12 protein-coding genes and 4 pseudogenes are annotated in these 17136 nt (G+C 69.6%); 10 read left to right on the top strand and 6 right to left on the bottom strand.

Annotated elements, in window-relative coordinates; genetic code table 11:
- The first annotated feature begins 14 nt into the window (after window positions 1-14).
- Window positions 15-521 (top strand): DinB family protein, encoded by a 507-nt coding sequence (locus tag IEZ19_RS21490; protein ID WP_189312859.1) that lies wholly within the window; start codon window positions 15-17, stop codon window positions 519-521.
- Window positions 522-834: 313 nt separating this feature from the next.
- Here the strand turns inward: IEZ19_RS21490 and IEZ19_RS21495 are convergent, their stop codons facing one another.
- Entirely contained in the window at window positions 835-1485 is a 651-nt protein-coding gene (locus IEZ19_RS21495; RefSeq protein ID WP_189312860.1) for a DUF305 domain-containing protein, read from the bottom strand.
- Between the two features lie 189 nt (window positions 1486-1674).
- Between IEZ19_RS21495 and IEZ19_RS21500 the strand changes: the two genes are divergently transcribed.
- The gene (locus IEZ19_RS21500) at window positions 1675-3177 is read left to right on the top strand and encodes an LVIVD repeat-containing protein (RefSeq protein WP_189312861.1); all 1503 of its coding nucleotides are present in this window, start codon (window positions 1675-1677) and stop codon (window positions 3175-3177) included.
- A gap of 67 nt (window positions 3178-3244) precedes the next feature.
- Here the strand turns inward: IEZ19_RS21500 and IEZ19_RS21505 are convergent, their stop codons facing one another.
- Window positions 3245-4282, bottom strand: coding sequence for a chitinase (locus IEZ19_RS21505; RefSeq protein WP_229840522.1), 1038 nt, complete (start codon window positions 4280-4282; stop codon window positions 3245-3247).
- 431 nt (window positions 4283-4713) lie between these two features.
- Between IEZ19_RS21505 and IEZ19_RS21510 the strand changes: the two genes are divergently transcribed.
- From IEZ19_RS21510 to IEZ19_RS21540, 7 genes and pseudogenes are all read left to right on the top strand, one after another.
- A complete protein-coding gene (locus IEZ19_RS21510) occupies window positions 4714-7260 on the top strand; it encodes a discoidin domain-containing protein (protein WP_189312863.1) in 2547 nt (848 codons plus the stop codon).
- A 134-nt stretch (window positions 7261-7394) separates the two neighbouring features.
- Window positions 7395-7871 (top strand): carboxymuconolactone decarboxylase family protein, encoded by a 477-nt coding sequence (locus tag IEZ19_RS21515; RefSeq protein ID WP_189312864.1) that lies wholly within the window; start codon window positions 7395-7397, stop codon window positions 7869-7871.
- A 1050-nt stretch (window positions 7872-8921) separates the two neighbouring features.
- Window positions 8922-10401: pseudogene (locus IEZ19_RS21520) on the top strand (glycoside hydrolase family 3 protein).
- 248 nt (window positions 10402-10649) lie between these two features.
- Window positions 10650-10871, top strand: a pseudogene (locus tag IEZ19_RS21525) (phytanoyl-CoA dioxygenase family protein); the annotation flags it as partial.
- Between the two features lies 1 nt (window position 10872).
- A pseudogene (locus IEZ19_RS21530) lies at window positions 10873-11322 on the top strand (MFS transporter); the annotation flags it as partial.
- A gap of 105 nt (window positions 11323-11427) precedes the next feature.
- Window positions 11428-11928: a DUF6328 family protein gene (locus IEZ19_RS21535; RefSeq protein WP_189312865.1), complete on the top strand. Its 501-nt coding sequence runs from the start codon at window positions 11428-11430 to the stop codon at window positions 11926-11928.
- Window positions 11929-11950: 22 nt separating this feature from the next.
- The gene (locus IEZ19_RS21540) at window positions 11951-12265 is read left to right on the top strand and encodes a DUF6343 family protein (RefSeq protein ID WP_189312866.1); all 315 of its coding nucleotides are present in this window, start codon (window positions 11951-11953) and stop codon (window positions 12263-12265) included.
- On the opposite strand, the gene IEZ19_RS21545 is transcribed toward IEZ19_RS21540, so the two are convergent.
- From IEZ19_RS21545 to IEZ19_RS21560, 4 genes and pseudogenes are all read right to left on the bottom strand, one after another.
- The gene (locus tag IEZ19_RS21545; protein ID WP_189312867.1) at window positions 12262-13353 is read right to left on the bottom strand and encodes an enolase C-terminal domain-like protein; all 1092 of its coding nucleotides are present in this window, start codon (window positions 13351-13353) and stop codon (window positions 12262-12264) included. The genes IEZ19_RS21540 and IEZ19_RS21545 overlap by 4 nt on opposite strands.
- Before the next feature lie 28 nt (window positions 13354-13381).
- Window positions 13382-14348 (bottom strand): annotated as a pseudogene (locus IEZ19_RS21550) (LLM class F420-dependent oxidoreductase).
- A gap of 67 nt (window positions 14349-14415) precedes the next feature.
- Window positions 14416-14586 carry a hydrophobic protein gene (locus IEZ19_RS21555; RefSeq protein WP_189312868.1) on the bottom strand — a complete coding sequence of 57 codons (171 nt, stop codon included), beginning with the start codon at window positions 14584-14586 and terminating at the stop codon, window positions 14416-14418.
- A gap of 63 nt (window positions 14587-14649) precedes the next feature.
- On the bottom strand, window positions 14650-15192 hold the full coding sequence (locus IEZ19_RS21560; RefSeq protein WP_189312869.1) for a type 1 glutamine amidotransferase domain-containing protein: 543 nt from the start codon (window positions 15190-15192) through the stop codon (window positions 14650-14652).
- A 502-nt stretch (window positions 15193-15694) separates the two neighbouring features.
- Here IEZ19_RS21560 and IEZ19_RS21565 point away from each other — a divergent pair.
- Window positions 15695-16495 (top strand): RNA polymerase sigma factor SigF, encoded by an 801-nt coding sequence (locus IEZ19_RS21565; protein ID WP_189312870.1) that lies wholly within the window; start codon window positions 15695-15697, stop codon window positions 16493-16495.
- Window positions 16496-17136: the final 641 nt, after the last annotated feature.

A 17136-nucleotide genomic window follows, 5' to 3' on the forward strand; every position in this document is an offset into this window, starting at 1 on the left:
CAGAGAGGGACGACATGATGGACACCACCCCGCTGGCTGACGCCTACCGCACGCTGCTCGACGCGGCGGCCACCGTGGCCGACGCGGCCGACACGAGCCCCGTCCCGCCGGACGGCGAGTGGAACGCCGAACAGATCCTGGCGCACGTCGCCCTCGTCAACGCCGCCACCCTCACGGCCGCCTCCTCGGTCGCCGCGGGAGCGAACACGACGTACGACAACCGCATGGCCCAGGACGCCTGGACCATCGACCGGGTCATCACGCTCGCCGGGGGAAACGCGGGGCTCCGGGAGCGCATCCGCCTCCAGGGGGACGCGCTGTGCGCGCTCGGCGGGCCGGCATTGAGCGACGCCGAACTCGACACACCGGTGCCCACGCTGCTCCTGTCCAAGGGCACGGTCCTGGTCGATCGGCCGATGCCGCTGCGGGACCTGATCACGGGCCTCGCGGCGGTGGAGCTGCCCGGCCACACGGCGCAGCTTCTCGCCCTGCTCCCGGAGGGCGCCGGCGCCGCGCGCTGATTCCTTTTGGGCGATGCGCGCGGTGACCGGTCCCCCTGAGAGCCATCACGTAATCGCGAAAGTGCCCGATGGTCGGACGACGGTTGCCGCAGGATCTCTCCGGGGCTGCAGGAGGCCCCGTCGAGTCAACCGCGATGCCACGGCACACCTTCGGGCTGCCGGCTGCGGCAGCTGCTCCACCTGCTGCTCGGCACATCCGACAGGGAAGCAGCACAACCCCGGATGAGACCCGACCCGCGACCACGCGGCACAAGGCCCACGCCGGAGCGTTCTGCCCAGCCATCGGACGTCACGTGAATTACGTGATGACTCTTCAGAGCATGGTGCGCATGCGCGTGATCTCGCTCGTCTGCTGGGAGATCACGTCGTCGGCCATCTCCTCGATCCGGATGTTGTTGCCCTGGGCCTTCACATCGGTGGCCATGGTGATCGCGCCTTCGTGATGGGTGATCATCAGCGTGAGGAACAACTGGTCGAAGGCCTTGCCCTCGGCCGCCCGCAGCTTCTTCAACTGCGCCTCGCTCGCCATCCCGGGCATGGCGGTGTGCATGTGTTCGTGGCCGTCGGCCTTCTCCGGTTCGCCGTACGACTTCAGCCATCCGCGCATGGACCCGATCTCCGGCCGCTGGGCCGCTGCGATGCGCTCGGCGAGCCGTCTGACCTGCCCGGAAGCGGCGTGCTCCGGGGCGAGTTCGGTCATCTCCAGGGCCTGGGCGTGGTGCTGGATCATCATCTGCGCGTACGAGACGTCCGCCGAGTTGGGGGAGTCGTCCTCCGCTCGCTGCGAGGCGGCATCCTCCGCGGACAGGGTCCGGTTCGCCTCCCCCGGTTCGCCCGGTGCGATTACCGACGGGCCGTTGGCCGCGGCAGGCTTCGCCGCCGAACCGGAGTCGCACCCCCCGCCGCCGAGGACGGCCACGGCGGACAGCACGATCGTGACGAGCGACGCACGGCGGAGCGGCACAACGACCTCCTGTGACAGGCGAGTTGGAGAACACCTCGTGGGGGTGGGCACTTCCTAGCAGGCTTCCGCGCGTTACCGATCAAAAACCTTCATTACAAGTCTGTTGCCCTCTGTTGGTATGTACATGAGAAAGACCATACTGCGGGATGCGTGAACCGTTCCGAGGTGAACGGAACAAGGGAGGAAACAGTGATTCTGTTGAACGACCCACGAACGCGCCGCAGACGCATGGGAGTCGCCACAGTCGCCGCCGGACTGCTGGCCGCTCTCCTCACCGCCGTCCCGGCCACCGCGACCCCCGATCCCGGGGACGCGCCGGCCACCGGCAAGGACGTCTCCACGAGCGCGCAGGCCAAGGCGCGGGCCGCCGTCGCGAGCGGTGAGATCCCCGGCCAGGACGAGATCGTCCACTCCGCCAACATCGAGCACCTCACCAACATCCCCAAGGACGCGCTCCCCGGGTACAATTCGGACCTCGCCTTCCAGGGCAGATACGCCTTCGCGGGCAACTACGACGGCTTCCGCATCTTCGACATCAGCAACCCGAAGTCACCGAAGACGGTCGCCCAGGTCCTGTGTCCCGGCTCGCAGAACGACGTCTCCGTCTCCGGGAACCTGCTGTTCCTGTCGACCGACTCCTCGCGCAGCGACAGCAGTTGCAACAGCACCACCCAGCCGGTGACCGAAAAGTCCTCGTGGGAGGGCATGAAGGTCTTCGACATCAGCGACAAGTCCAACCCGAAGTACGTCGCCGCCGTCGAGACCGCCTGCGGGTCGCACACGCACTCGCTGGTGCCTGAGCGCAGGGACGTCTACATCTACGTCTCCTCGTACTCGCCGAACGCCGCCTACCCGGACTGCCAGCCGCCGCACGACGGCATCTCCGTCATCAAGGTTCCGCGCAACGCTCCGGAGAAGGCGGCGGTCGTCGGCTTCCCGGTGCTGTTCCCCGGCGATGGCCCGGACGGCGGAGGCAACCCCGGCGCGCCCACCAACCCGGGCGTCTCCAAGACCACCGGCTGCCACGACATCACGGCCCTGCCCTCGCAGGACCTGGCGGCGGGCGCCTGTATGGGCGACGGCATCCTGCTGTCCATCAAGGACCCGGAGCACCCGAAGGTCATCGACCGGGTCCAGGACAACGTGAACTTCGCGTTCTGGCACTCGGCGACCTTCAACCAGAAGGCGAACAAGGTCGTCTTCACCGACGAGTTGGGTGGCGGCGGCGCGGCCACCTGCAACGAGGCGATCGGCCCGGACCGCGGCGCCGACGGCATCTACGACATCGTCGGCAAGGGCGACAAGCGCAAACTCGTCTTCCGGAACTACTACAAGATTCCGCGTCATCAGGCGGACACCGAGAACTGCGTCGCCCACAACGGCTCGCTGATCCCGGTCAAGGGCCGGGACATCATGGTCCAGGCCTGGTACCAGGGCGGCGTCTCCGTCTGGGACTTCACCGACTCGGCCCACCCGGAGGAGATCGGCTACTTCGAACGCGGCCCGCTGACCACCGACAGTCTTGAGATCGGCGGCTCGTGGTCGGCGTACTACTACAACGGCTACATCTACTCCAACGACATCGCCAAGGGCTTCGACGTCCTGAAGATCGGCGACCGGCGCACGGACCCGGCGAAGCGAATCCACCTGGGTGAGCTCAACGTGCAGACGCAGCCCGACTACTTCGACTGAAAGACATCGTTTCCCGGTCCGGTTCGCCCGAGGGTGAACCGGACCGGTGCACGCGTGTGTTCGCCCGTCAGCGGCCGCCGCCGCTCCGGGTGAACCGTGCGAAGGTGTGGCTGAAGTACCAGGTGTCCTGGGCGATCCCGGAACAGGAGTTGGCCCCGGCGGTCCCGACGCAGCCGCCGTTGTCGCGCTGGAGCGCCCAGAAGGAAAGGGTGTTGATGCGCCTGGCCTCGGCCCACTTCACGACCGCGACCGCGTCCTGCGTCGTGAAGGTCTCCTCTGGGCCGTAGTCGTCGATACCGGGCATCTCGGTGACACCGATCATGCTCCAGAGCTTCGCCGCGCTCTTCTTCGGGTAGAGGGCGGCCAGTTGGCCGTGCAGGCCGGTCGCGGCGCTCACGGTGTCGGCCGCCATGTCGTGCGTGGCACCGTCCCAGTAGTCGAACGTCATGATGTTGACGACGTCCACCCGGGTGCCGTTGTCGACGGCGTTGCGCAGGAGGGCCACCCCGCTGGGTGCCAGTCCGGTGGTCGTCGTCGGCAAGGTGTAGGAGAACTGCACGTGGTGCCCGGTGCGTCGGGCCCAGTGCTGGACCTCGGCGATGGCCTTGTTGCGGCGGTCGATGCCGGCGGCGTCGGTGATGGAGTCGGCCTCGATGTCGAGGTCGATGCGTGTGACGCCGTACGTCGTGACGAGGCTCTCGTACACCGACGCGATGGCGTCGACGTCGGTGCAGCTGTCGGCCAGTTCGGTGTCGGTGGTGTCGGCGCTGTAACCGCCGAAGGACGGGATGACGTTGCCGCCGCGGGCCTGGATCGCGGCGATGTCCGCGCCGAAGGAGGCCCTGGAGATCGGCTGGGTGGTGTCGCCGTTCCAGTAGGCGGTGCACGAACCGGCCTCGGCCGTCTGGAGGAAGGCCATCGTGAGGTACTTGTTGCCGGATGCGGCAGCGAGTCGGGCCGGGCTTTCGCCGGTCCAGGCCTCGAAGTACGGCGCTGCCACCTGTGCGGGCATGGGCCGCGCGGCATGCGACGGCGTCCGCGTCGAGGCGTCCGCGCCGCCGCTCGCGAGAGCGACCAGCGCGGTGGACAGGGCGGTGACGCTCACGCAGGACAGCAGCGTGCGGGGACGGGGCCAGATCGTCTCATGGACGCTCCCAGGGCGAAGTGGGCGGGCGAGGACAGCCATGCTTGGACTAGACCAATCACCTGTCAAGGCTCTTTACGATGAACTGACCGCGCCCGGCGGGAAGTTGGGTCGCCCTCTTCGCGCCACTTCTTGAACGCGCGCGCCCTCGACTCGGCCGGGCGTGCGGTCGGAAGTTGAAAGTTTCCTGCGTCCGAGGGCTTGCCCGCCCAGACGACTCATCAGTTAAATCAAGTCTTGAACTAAGCGAATTCCCGGGCCTGTTCGACCGACATGCGACCGGGGCAACACAGACGGCCGTTCGGCCGGCCGTTCGTGCACATGGCAGGGCCGCACCTCGTGCCACCGCTCGTCGTGACCACCGACCCTTCGCACCCGCAGGGGAGTCCCACATGAGACTGAGAACCCTGGGTGTCGCGCTGGCCGCCATGGCCGCGCTGATCACCCTGCCCGTCACCCATTCACCGGCCGCCGCGGCCGAGACCCCGCTCTCCCAGGGCAGGACTGCCACCTCGTCGTCCGAGGAGAACGCCGCAACCCCGGCCACCGCCGCCGTCGACGGCAACACCGGCACCCGCTGGTCGTCGGCGGCCAGTGACACGCAGTGGCTCCAGGTCGACCTCGGCACCTCGGCCTCGATCACCCAGGTCGCCCTCGACTGGGAGACCGCCTACGGCAGCGACTACAAGATCCAGGTCTCCCAGAACGGCAGCAACTGGACCGACCTGAAGTCCGTCACCGGCGGCGACGGCGGCATCGACACGCTCGACGTCTCGGGCCAGGGCCGCTACGTCCGGATGTACGGCATCCACCGCGCGACCCAATGGGGCTACTCGCTCTGGGAGTTCCAGGTCTTCGGGACGACCGGTGGCGGCGCGGCGCCCACCTGCGGCACCGCCAACGCCGCGCAGGGCAGGCCGGCCGCCGCCTCCTCCACGGAGAACGCGGGCACTCCCGCCTCCGCAGCGTTCGACGGCGACGCCGGCACCCGCTGGTCCAGCCAGTTCTCCGACCCGCAGTGGGTGCGGGTCGACCTCGGCTCGGTCCAGGACATCTGCAAGGTCGACCTCAGCTGGGAGGCCGCGTACGCCAAGGAGTTCCAGATCCAGGCGTCCACGGACGGCCAGAACTGGACCACGCTGAAGAGCGTCACCGGCGCGACCGGCGGCAGCGCCTCCTACGACGTCAGCGGTTCGGGCCGCTATGTCCGCGTCTACGGGACCGTGCGCGGCAGCGCCTACGGGTACTCCCTGTGGGAAGCCGCCGTCCACACGGGCTCCGGCGGCACCACGCCTCCCGTCGAGGGCGGCGGCGACCTCGGTCCCAACGTCATCGTCGTCGACCCCTCGACGCCCAATCTCCAGCAGAAGTTCGACCAGGTCTTCGCCCAGCAGGAGTCCAGCCAGTTCGGCAGCGGCCGCTACCAGTTCCTGCTGAAGCCGGGCACCTACAACGGCATCAACGCCCAACTCGGCTTCTACACCTCGATCTCCGGCCTCGGCCTCAACCCCGACGACACCCAGATCAACGGTGACATCACCGTCGACGCGGGCTGGTTCAACGGCAACGCGACCCAGAACTTCTGGCGTTCGGCCGAGAACCTCGCCATCCGGCCCGTGAGTGGTGACGACCGGTGGGCCGTCGCGCAGGCCGCGCCGTTCCGCCGTATCCACGTCCAGGGCGGCCTCAACCTCGCCCCGAACGGCTATGGCTGGGCCTCCGGCGGCTACATCGCCGACTCGAAGATCGACGGTACGGTCGGGCCGTACTCCCAGCAGCAGTGGTACACCCGCGACAGCTCCGTCGGCGGCTGGACCAACGGAGTGTGGAACATGACGTTCACGGGCGTCCAGGGCGCCCCCGCGACCAACTTCGACTCCGGGCCGTACACCACGCTGGACACCACGCCGATCTCGCGCGAGAAGCCGTTCCTCTACCTGGACGGCAGTGCCTACAAGGTCTTCGTGCCCGCCAAGCGCACCAACGCGCGTGGCGTGTCCTGGCCCGGCGACGCCGGTACCTCGCTCCCGCTGGACCAGTTCTACGTGGTCAAGCCCGGCGCGACCGCGGCGACCATCAACGCCGCCCTGGCCCAGGGCCTCAACCTGCTGTTCACGCCCGGGGTCTACCACCTGGACCGGACGATCGACGTGACACGCGCCGACACGGTCGTGCTCGGTCTGGGCCTGGCCACCCTCGTCCCGGACAACGGTGTCGACGCGATGCATGTGGCGGACGTCGACGGCGTCAGGCTCGCGGGCTTCCTCATCGACGCCGGCGCGACGAACTCCGACACGCTCCTCCAGATCGGTCCGGCGGGCGCCTCGGCCGACCACGCCGCCAACCCCACCACCATGCAGGACGTGTTCATCCGCATCGGTGGCGCGGGCCCCGGCCTGGCCACCAACTCCGTCGTGGTCAACAGCGACGACGTCGTGATCGACCACACCTGGATCTGGCGGGCCGACCATGGCGACGGCGTCGGCTGGGACACCAACCGGGCGGACTACGGGCTGCGCGTCAACGGCGACGACGTCCTGGCCACCGGCCTGTTCGTCGAGCACTTCACCAAGTACGACGTGCTGTGGAGCGGCGAGCGCGGGCGCACCATCTTCTTCCAGAACGAGAAGGCCTACGACGCTCCTGACGCCGCCGCCATCACCCACGACGGCATCGTGGGCTACGCGGCCTACAAGGTCGCCGACACGGTGAACGTCCACGAGGCATGGGGGCTCGGCAGTTACTGCAACTACACGGCCGATCCGACGATCGTCCAGGCCCACGGCTTCCAGGTGCCCGTCAAGACGGGCATCCAGATGCACGACATCCTCGTCATCTCCCTGGGCGGCAAGGGACAGTACGCCCACGTCGTCAACGACGCGGGAGCGCCGACGTCGGGAACGGGCACGGTCCCGTCCAAGCTGACGCAGTTCCCCTGACCCGGCGGCCGGCCGGCGCCCCGCAGCGGCGGGCGCCGGCCGGCACGGCTCGTCGAGCAGGGCGCTCGTGTCACAGCGCACCGGGCTGTCTCGTCTCAGAGGGGTGTATCCGCCCACCGCGGCAAGGAGTCACCATGGAACCCCGTCTGAACCTCACCGGCAGCCCGCTCATGGCCAAGTCCATGAAGTACATCGCCTCGGCGAGCATGGTCCTCATCAAGGACTCGACGCTGCCGACCGCGACCCAGAACCTGGTGATGCTCCGCGCCAGCCAGATCAATGGCTGCGGTTTCTGCACCGACATGCACACCAAGGACGCCGCGCACGCGGGGGAGACCCCGGTGCGCCTCAACCTGGTCGCCGCCTGGCGTGAGGCCACGGTCTTCACCGAGGCCGAGCGGGCGGCCCTGGAGCTCACGGAACAGGGCACCCGGATCGCCGACGCGGCAGGCGGCGTCACGGACGAGGCCTGGGCCAACGCCGCCAAGCACTACGACGAGGGACAACTCGGCGCGCTGGTGGGCCTCATCGCCCTGATCAACGCCTCCAACCGCCTGTCCGTCATCACCCGCCAGGCAGGCGGCGACTACCAGCCGGGCCAGTTCGGCTGAGCGGGAGCGGCAAACGCCCCGGGCGCCGCTCGCCGGAGCCCGGGGCGTTCCACCCGCACGCTGCTGGCCGCGGCGGACGTTGACCCCGTTGGCCTCGAAGTCGTAGCTGTTCCGGTTGATCCTGAGGCCGTCGACGGCGCCGATCCACATGAAGTCGCGGCCCGTGCCCACCGAGACGGTGTAGATGGTCGGCCGCTCGCCGCCGTCGTCGAGTGAGGCCTTCAGTCGGTCGAAGCTGCACCTGGCGACCGGGGTGCATGCGGTTTCGCCGCCGGTGAGGAACCAGTAGCCGGTGGAGGTGGCGTCGATGTTCCCGCTCCGGCGATCGGTCACCGGGACCGCGTCCGGCACCCAGACCAGAGCCGAATAGTTGTCGCCGGGGTGAGCGCTCACGTTCGGGGCGATCTCGAACCTGATGTCCGGCATGTTCTGCGCGCCGCCGTGGGAGACATTCTCGCTGGTCCGGAAGACATGGAATCCGACCTCGCTCAGACCCAGCACCGAATCGCCGAGGAAGTCGACCTCGTTGCCGAAGTCCGCCCTCTCGGAAGCAGGATCGAGCGACGTGGAGTGGTCCGCCACCTCGATTCCCTGGCTTCCCGTCCCGTACGGCGGCCTGGCGGCGGCCCCCGTCACATTGAAGGACCCGTACGGGCCGTTCCGCAGTGCGGCGACGGGAGAGCCGACGGTGTTACGGGTGATCAGACCCCAGTGTTCCGAGCGCGCATGGTCTCCGCCGGCGGCAGCGGACGCCGCTCCGGGCAGGACGGTCGATTCGCCGGACCCCGTTATAGCCCGCAACCGGTCTTTGGTGTAGTCCAACTCGGAACGCGATCCGCGAGCGCGTTCGGTGGGGATGTTCCTCGCGTAGCGGGGCAGTTCGACCGCACCGGCGGCCTTGACGCTGCATAAAAGTCTAGGCCAAGGTTTCCTCGTGCAGGTCTACACCAATAGCGTGGCGAGATCCCGCCCTCGTCTCTGCTTCCCACCTCGGCAACACGCGGCTGCGCTCGGCCCGCCCGGCGGCGCCGTGAAGGGATGACGCCTCTGATGACCACCATCGCCACCGGCAACGAGACCCTCACCCGCGACGCCCTCGCGGTGTTGCAGCCCGGGTTCGCCGGCACCACCGCGCCGGACTGGGTGCGCCGACGCGTCGGGGAAGGTCTCGCCTCCGTGGCCCTGTTCGGGCGCGGAAGATCAAGTCGCCTCCCTCACCGAGCAGTTGAGGGCGGAGCGGGACGATCTGCTGGTGGCCATCGACGAGGAGAGCGGCGACGTCACCCGCCTGGACGTCCACATGGGCTCCGCGTTCCCCGGCAACCACGCGCTCGGTGCCGTCGACGACCCCGCACTCACCCGGCGCGTAGCCCGCGAACTCGGCCGCCGGCTCGCGGAGTGCGGCGTGAACCTCAACTGGGCGCCCTCCGCGGACGTCAACGCCAACCCCGACAACCCGGTCATCGGTGTGCGCTCGTTCGGCGCGGACGCCCACCTGGTGGCCCGGCACACGGCGGCCTACGTCGAGGGCATGCAGTCCAGCGGCGTCGCCGCGTGCACCAAGCACTTTCCCGGGCACGGAGACACCAACGTGGACTCCCACCACGCCGTGCCGCGCATCGACGTCGACGAACTCACGCTGCGCGAGCGGGAGCTGGTCCCGTTCCGCGCGGCCGTCGCGGCAGGCACCGAGGCCGTCATGAGCGCGCACATTCTCGTCCCCGCGCTGGATCCGGAACGCCCCGGCACCCTGTCGCGCCGGGTCCTCACCGACCTGCTGCGCGGTGAGCTGGGCTACGACGGGCTGATCGTCACCGACGGCATGGAGATGCGGGCCATCGCGGGCGCCTACGGCCTCGAGCGCGGCGTCGTCATGGCGATCGCGGCCGGGGCCGACGCGATCTGCGTGGGCGGCGGACTGTGCGACGAGGACACGGTGCTGCGGCTGAGGGACGCCCTCGTGGCCGCCGTCCGCAGCGGGGAGATGCCGGAGGAGCGGCTGGCCGACGCCGCCGCCCGGGTGCGCCGGCTGGCCCGGTGGACGGTCGCGGCGAGGCGGCGCGCGCAAGCGGACGCGGCACCCGATCGCGAGGTCGGACTGCTCGCGGCCCGCCGCGCGTTGGCCGTACGGCGCCAGGGTCCCGCGTCGCCCCTGGACGGACCGGTGTACGTCGCGACGTTCAATCCTGTCCCCAACATCGCCGTCGGCGACATCACGCCGTGGGGCGTCGGAGGCGAACTGGGGCGACTGCTGCCGGGCACCACGACCGGCTCCTTCAGCGGGGCGGAGGCGGGCGCCGAGGCCCTGGCCGCGGCCGGCGACCGCCGTATCGTCGCCGTCGTCCGCGACGAGCACCGGCACGCCTGGATGCGGTCGGCCCTGGATGTCGTCCTCGCCGCGCGTCCGGACACGATCGTCGTGGAGATGGGCATACCGCAGTCGCCTCCCCGCGGCGCCGTGCACATCGCCACGCACGGTGCCGCCCGGGTCTGCGGAGTGGCCGCGGCGGAGGCCGTCGTAGCGGGCTGACCGCGGACGTGGCACGGCCGCAGAGCCCCTGGCGCGGACGCGCCGGGGGCCTTCGGTCCTCCGGGGTAGGCCGTACTGAACACGGCCCCGGCGACCGGCAGTTCGCAGGCATTCGGCGGCAGCTTCGGCGGGTTCGCGTTGACATCGCTCAGTGGTCTGGTCCAAGCTGAGGGAACCTCGGTTCGATCATCGCGGCGCCGGCATTCAGCCACTCGGCCGCCGAAGAACTCGATCCCTGGAGTGATCGCATGCCGACGCATGCCCCCTACCTCTGCCGCGCCCCCTCGGAGCGCCCCTACTTCAGCGCGGACGGCGAGACCTATCTCGCGCAGACACCCCTGCCGCACATCGGCAAGTCCCGGCCCCTGCGCGTGCTGTCCGAGGAGGAGTTCGCCTTCTGGCAGACATACGGCTACGTCGTGGTCCGGGGCGCCGTCTCGCCCGGCGAAGCGAAGGGCCTGCTCGAATTCGATGGGCATCGCGGTCGTCTCGGTCATGATGCTGCCGACCCGGATCTTCGCCGACCGCTGGCGCAGCCGCTGGGCTGACGGGCACGTCGTGCGGTCGGCAGCGCGGTGGCAGGTATCGGACTGGCGCTCGCCCTGTTGGCCGGCGGGGTGGTGCCGACTCTGGCGGGCTTCGCGTGCGTGGGTCTGGGCGCGGCCGCCGTCACACCGTGTGTACGTCGCCGCGGCCGCGAAGGGCTCCGACGCCCTGGCGCTGGTCGCCGCGATGGGGACCACCGGTCTGCTGGTCGGCCCGGCCGTGATCGGCTTCATCGTGGGCGCGGCGGGACTGGTGCCGGGTATGGCCGCGGTGGCCGCCTCGGCGCTGATCGTCTGTCTGTCGGCCACGCGCATGCACCTGGCGTCGGCCGAGGCGGCGTACGGCGACGGGGGAGTGACGGCAATGGCGGACTGACGGGTACTCGGGGTGCGCGACCGTACCGCGTGTACGCATCATCGCATCGGGTACCGGGCAGTGGTCGGTCCCTGTCCGGCCGTGTCGACGAGGGATGTGTCAGCGATGAACACCACACGTGGCGCAGACGGCAAGCGAACCGGGCGTGACGAGACGGCGGAGGAGCGGGCCGACCGGATGTGGGTCGAGCTGATCCAGGAGGTCCGGGTCGCGCAGACGGGCGTCCAGATCCTCTTCGGCTTCCTGCTCACCGTGGTGTTCACCCCGGCCTTCGCCCGTCTGGCCCACACGGACCGGGTGATCTACATCGTGACCGTCGTCCTCGGCGCCGCCGCGACCGGCGCCCTGATCGGCCCGGTGTCCCTGCACCGCCTGGTGTCCGGGCGGCGGGTGAAACCGCAGGCGGTGAGCCTGGCCTCCCGTCTGACCTTCGTCGGCCTCGTCCTGCTGCTCGCCACGATGACCTCGTCGCTCCTGCTCGTCCTCAGGGTCGCCACCCAGGCCGACTACGTACTCCTGCTGGTCGCGGTGGTGGTGCTCTGGTACCTGCTGTGCTGGTTCGGCTGGCCACTGTGGGTACGGCACCGGCATACAAGCGAGCAGTGACCGCACGCGGAGGACGATGACCATGAACCACGACCCTGCCCGACGAAGCCGTCAACCGGACCCGCGGGCGCGCTCAGGGCTGATCGGCCGCCGCTCCCCGCGCACCGGAACCGAGCCGGCCACCGCCCGCAGCGCTGTACGTCTGCGGCTGCTGCTGAGCAGCATCTTCCTGCCCCTGTTCGCCGCGGCAGCGGCCCTGTTCGGTATCTGGGCCGCGCACTCCGGTCCGGGCGACAGCCCCGGCCGCACCCCGCTCATCACCCTCGCCGCGATCTGTGCGGGCCTTGCCCTGGTGGCCGCAGTGGACCTGCTGGTCGTGGCCCGCCGCCGTCGTTAGGCGACCCGGTACTTCTCCGCGTCCTGCCTGCGCAACGTCAGCCCGTGGCCCGGCCCTTGGGACGGCTGGACCGTGCCGCCCGTAGGGTCCAGCGTGCCGTCGAAGAACATCGACTCGATACGCACGTGGTCGTGGAACCACTCGATGTGGCGGAGGTTGGGGATGGCGGCCGCCGCTGCCGCATGGGCGTTCGGGGCACACCGCGCGGAGATCTCCAGGCCGTGGGCGAGGGCGAGGGCCGCTGCGCGCAGGAACTCGGTGATGCCGCCGCAGCGCGTCGCGTCGACCTGGAGACAGTCCACGGCGCCCGCAGTGACCAGTCGGGCGAAGTACGGGAGGTCGTAACCGTATTCACCGGCCGCCACATCGCAGTCCAGGGTGTCGCGCAGCAGCCGCAGGCCGGTCAGGTCGTCCGAGGAGACCGGTTCCTCGAACCAGCTGACGCCGTAGTGGCCAAGGGCGCTGCCGATGCGCAGCGCCTGCTTGCGGTTGTAGGCGCCGTTGGCGTCGACGTACAACTCCGTCCCGGGGCCGATGGCCCGGCCGGCGGCGCGGACTCGGGAGAGGTCCCTGTGGAACCCCTGGTCCCAGCCCGTGCCGATCCTGATCTTGACGCGGGGGATGCGCTGCTCGTGCACCCAGCGGCCCAGCTGGTCCGCGAGGCACTTTTCGGGGTACGTCGTGAAACCGCCGCTGCCGTACACCGGAACCCGAGTGCGGGCCGCGCCGAGGAGGCTGACGAGCGGGAGGTCGAGGAGCCGCGCTTTGAGGTCCCACAGGGCGATGTCCAGCGCCGAGATCGCGCACCCGGTGATCCCGGGACGGCCCGCTTCGCGCACGGACCTGCACATCGCGTCGTGCAGAGCCGGGATGTCCAGCGCGTCCTGGCCCTCGACCAGGGTGGCGAGGTGCTCGCCGAGCATCAGGCCGACTGAGGCCGGGCCGTAGGTCCAGCCCGTGCCCGTCGCGCCGCCGGCCGAGACCTCGGCGAGCACCATCGTCGTCGAGTCCCAAGCCAGCGTGCCGTTCGCCTCCGGTGCGTCGGTGGGCACGGTGTACACGGAGACGGCGGGTCGATGGAGTTTCATCGTGGACCCCTCCGTTGGGTGCCCGTGGTCATCGGTGGTCGTGCGGGAGCTGCGGCAGCACTTTCGTACGGTAGAAGTCGAAGGACCCGCGCTGGTCCGGGCCGATCTGGTTGACGTAGATCCGGTCGAAGCCGGCCTCGGCGAACGCGTCGAGCGCGGCGAGATGTTCGTCGACGTCGTTCCCGCACACGGTGTTCTCGCGGACCATCTCCTCGGTGACGAGCGGCTCCAACTGCTCGAAGTGGCTGGGGGAGGGCAGGATCTGCCCCATCTCGCCGGGCAGCAACTGGTTGGACCACAACCGGTGTACCGTGCGTACGGCCTCCTCCCGGTCGGTGTCGTAGCAGACCTTGGTGCCGCCGCTGACCGTCCGGCCGGCCCCGCCGGCCTTGAGGAACTGCGACACCAGGGACTCGTCGGGCGTCATCGTGATGTAGCCGTCGCCGACGCCGGCCGCGAGCGCGGCCGCCTTGGGGCCGAAGCCGGACACGTCGATCGGCACGGGCTCGTCGGGGACGGTGTAGAGACGGGCGTTCTCCACGGTGCAGTGGGTGCCGTGGTGACTGACCTCCTCGCCGGAGAACAGCCGGCGCATCACCTGGATCGCCTCCTCCAGCATCTCCATGCGGGACCTGCGCGGGCGGCCAAGAACCGCCGAGAATGTGCTCGTTGAGCGCCTCACCCGTGCCGACGCCCAGGCGGAAGCGGCCGCCGGTCATCACCGCACAGGTCGCTGCGGCCTGCGCGACGACTGCCGGGTGGATCCGCACGGTGGGACACGTCACCGCGGTCTCGATGGGCAGGGAGACCGCCTCCGAGAGCGCGCCGATCACCGACCAGACGAACGGGCTCTGGCCCTGGGAGTCGTTCCACGGGTGGTAGTGGTCGGAGATCCACAGCGACTGGAATCCGGCCTGTTCCGCCGACCTCGCCTGTTCGGCGAGGCCGGCGGGACCGATTTCCTCGCACGCGAGGAAGTAACCGTATTCGGGCATGGGTGAACACCTCCGCCGCAGAAGGAATTCGGGTCGGCTCACGCCGATTGGCCGGGCTGACGGTGCGTCACCACCGATACCACCGGGACCTGCCACCGCCCGCGGCGGTTCCGCGTACCAGGAATCCCAGCAGCCAGATGACCAGCACCGCCAGGGCGATCCACCAGAGAAGTTTCACGGCGAACCCGGCGCCGAAGAGAATCAGTACCAGAAGAAGAACGAGCAGGATGGGAATCATGACTTGAACCTCCTGAATTGCGGGTAACCCCGAATGTGGAGTTCAGGCATACGCGCGAGCGCATCAGTCGGTCCGCTGTGAGAAAACCTCCAGGAACGCCTCGCGGAACGCCTTCAGGTCGCCCGGCTTGCGGCTGGTGATCAGCGTGTTGGGACCGTCGTCGCAGATCCGCACCTGCTCGTCGACCCAAGTGCCGCCCGCGTTACGGATGTCGGTCCGCAGGCTCGGCCACGAGGTGAGCGTCCGGCCGCGCACGACGTCGGCCTCGACCAGCGTCCACGGTGCGTGGCAGATCGCGGCGACCGGACGGCCGTTGTCGAAGAAGCCCTTGGCGAAAGCGACGGCCTTCCGGTTCAGCCGCAGCGCGTCGGGATTGGCCACGCCACCGGGCAGCACGAGCGCACCGAACGCATCGGCCGACACCTCGTCCACGACCACGTCCACCGGGAACGTGTCCGCCTTGTCGAGGTGGTGGAAGGCCTGGATCTCACCCGGCTTGGTCGACACGAGCACGGGCTCGTGACCCGCGTCGGCCGCCGCCTGCCAGGGATCGGTGAGCTCGACCTGTTCGACGCCTTCGGGTGCGGTCAGAAACGCGATACGCATGATGGTTCATCGTCCTTCCGTTACGGTCCGGCGGGCCTCGTCGTCCGCGGCCCGCCGCTTCCTCGCCCGAGCCGCCCGACGTACGGCCGTGTGCACGTCCCACAGGGCGGTGGTCTCGCGCAGCGGTCATCATCAGCCAGTGGATCGGTGACTCTCTGGTGCCCGAGTGCGTCGGCCTGTCTCCGTGAGCCGTGATCTGTCACGGCTGGTTGCCTCCCTTCCACGGGTGGTGTGGTCACGGCCTCCGGACGCCGCCCGTGGTACCCCCGGGACAGGCACCTATGCGCACGGACCGCCCGGAAGGCATGCGAAGCGCAAAAGTTTTCCGGAAATTCTGTTCCGGTGTTTGTGGTCCGTCGTGAGGGGCAAGGGAAAAAGGAGTGTTTCGGACAGGAGGCACGCCTGTGGGAGCGACGGACTCGTCGCCCGGGTGAGGTTGCCCGCGGATCTGTCGCACCCCATGGGGATCGTCCCACCACCAAACAAGGGAGTTCGACGCACCATGCGAACTCGAGCGAGCACGCAGCGCCACCCCCACGACGACGCCCCCGACACCGAGGATGCCTTCCACACGCTTGCCACGATGCCTCCGGGCCAGCGGCGTGACTCGCTCCGTGAGGAGATCGTCGAGGCGTGGCTGCCGATGGCGGACCGGCTCGCGGGGCGGTTCCGCAGCCGTGGCGAAAGCTATGAGGACCTGCGCCAGGTCGCCGCCCTGGGACTGGTCAAGGCGGTCGACCGCTACGACCCCGAGCGGGGCAACGCCTTCGAAAGCTATGCCGTCCCCACGGTCACCGGGGAGATCAAGCGGCACTTCCGCGATCACATGTGGACCCTGCACGTACCGCGCCGGGTCCAGGACCTGCGCAATCGTGTGCGGGCCGCCTGCCAGGAGCTGTCCCGGAGCGTCTCGGACAGCCGGCCCGGTGTGAGCGAGATCGCCGCGCAGGCGGATCTGAGCGAGGAGGAGGTGCGGATCGGTCTCGAGGCGCTGGAGAGCTTCAGCACGCTCTCGCTCGACGCCGAACTCCCCGGCAGCGAGGACGGCTACTCACTGGGCGACGCCCTGGGCTCGCCCGACCCGGCCCTAGACACGGTCGTGGACCGGGAGGCGGTCAAGCCCCGCCTGGAAGCCCTCCCCGAGCGCGAACGCGCCATCCTGTACATGAGGTTCTTCAAGGACATGACCCAGAGCAGCATCGCCGAGCAACTCGGCATCTCGCAGATGCACGTCTCACGCCTGATCAGCCGCTGCTGCCACCAACTACGCGACGAAGTCCTGAAGGACAGCCGCGCGGCATGAAGGTCCGGGTGGGCGGCCCGGCCGCGCGGCGCTCTACGCGGTCATGGCGACGAGGAGCACCGCCACACCGACGACGAGCCAGGTGACGCAGTCCCCGAGATGCCCCGAGTGGTCGTCGCAGTGGCAGCACGACGCGGCGTCCCATCGCCCGGCAGACGGCGCCGACCGGTCCACGCCGCGCCACGGCAGGGCGGCACCCCTACGACCTGCTGCGCGCCGTGGCCAACCTGACCCTGCCGGACCGGGAGGGCGACGGCGGCCATACACAGCGCATGATCGCCCTGTTGATCGACGGCCTCCGCTACGGCGCCCCCAAGGGCGCGGTCTGAGCCGACTGTCACTCGGCCGGCCTCGGCGGTCGCCCCTCGCCCGTTCCCCTGACCCTGCAGGTCACGTCGCACAGGGGCATCGCCGCAGGTCAAGCATGCCGCGCGGATATTCCCGCCGAGCCATCGGAACGCCAATGGCAGGCATCGGGTTCTTCATTGGAATCTGTCCGGAGGTGGGCATAGCGTCGAAGACGTCGCCGCACTGACGATCTGCGCGCACAGCGTCAGCTGCCAAGCGTCCGCCGGACGCGGCGTGCCGGAGCGGGCGACCCCCCATTCGTGGGCCTCACCGGACGAGGCCCGCCCTCTGGA

The organism is Streptomyces brasiliensis, assembly GCF_014647875.1.
Lineage (GTDB): Bacteria > Actinomycetota > Actinomycetes > Streptomycetales > Streptomycetaceae > Streptomyces > Streptomyces brasiliensis.

Coding starts and splice junctions, on each gene's coding strand:
- IEZ19_RS21555 (WP_189312868.1), bottom strand. CDS start 14,586: ATGATTCCCATCCTGCTCGTTCTTCTTCTGGTACTGATTCTCTTCGGC.
- IEZ19_RS21535 (WP_189312865.1), top strand. CDS start 11,428: ATGAACACCACACGTGGCGCAGACGGCAAGCGAACCGGGCGTGACGAG.
- IEZ19_RS21545 (WP_189312867.1), bottom strand. CDS start 13,353: ATGAAACTCCATCGACCCGCCGTCTCCGTGTACACCGTGCCCACCGAC.
- IEZ19_RS21515 (WP_189312864.1), top strand. CDS start 7,395: ATGGAACCCCGTCTGAACCTCACCGGCAGCCCGCTCATGGCCAAGTCC.
- IEZ19_RS21490 (WP_189312859.1), top strand. CDS start 15: ATGATGGACACCACCCCGCTGGCTGACGCCTACCGCACGCTGCTCGAC.
- IEZ19_RS21510 (WP_189312863.1), top strand. CDS start 4,714: ATGAGACTGAGAACCCTGGGTGTCGCGCTGGCCGCCATGGCCGCGCTG.
- IEZ19_RS21540 (WP_189312866.1), top strand. CDS start 11,951: ATGAACCACGACCCTGCCCGACGAAGCCGTCAACCGGACCCGCGGGCG.
- IEZ19_RS21565 (WP_189312870.1), top strand. CDS start 15,695: ATGCGAACTCGAGCGAGCACGCAGCGCCACCCCCACGACGACGCCCCC.
- IEZ19_RS21560 (WP_189312869.1), bottom strand. CDS start 15,192: ATGCGTATCGCGTTTCTGACCGCACCCGAAGGCGTCGAACAGGTCGAG.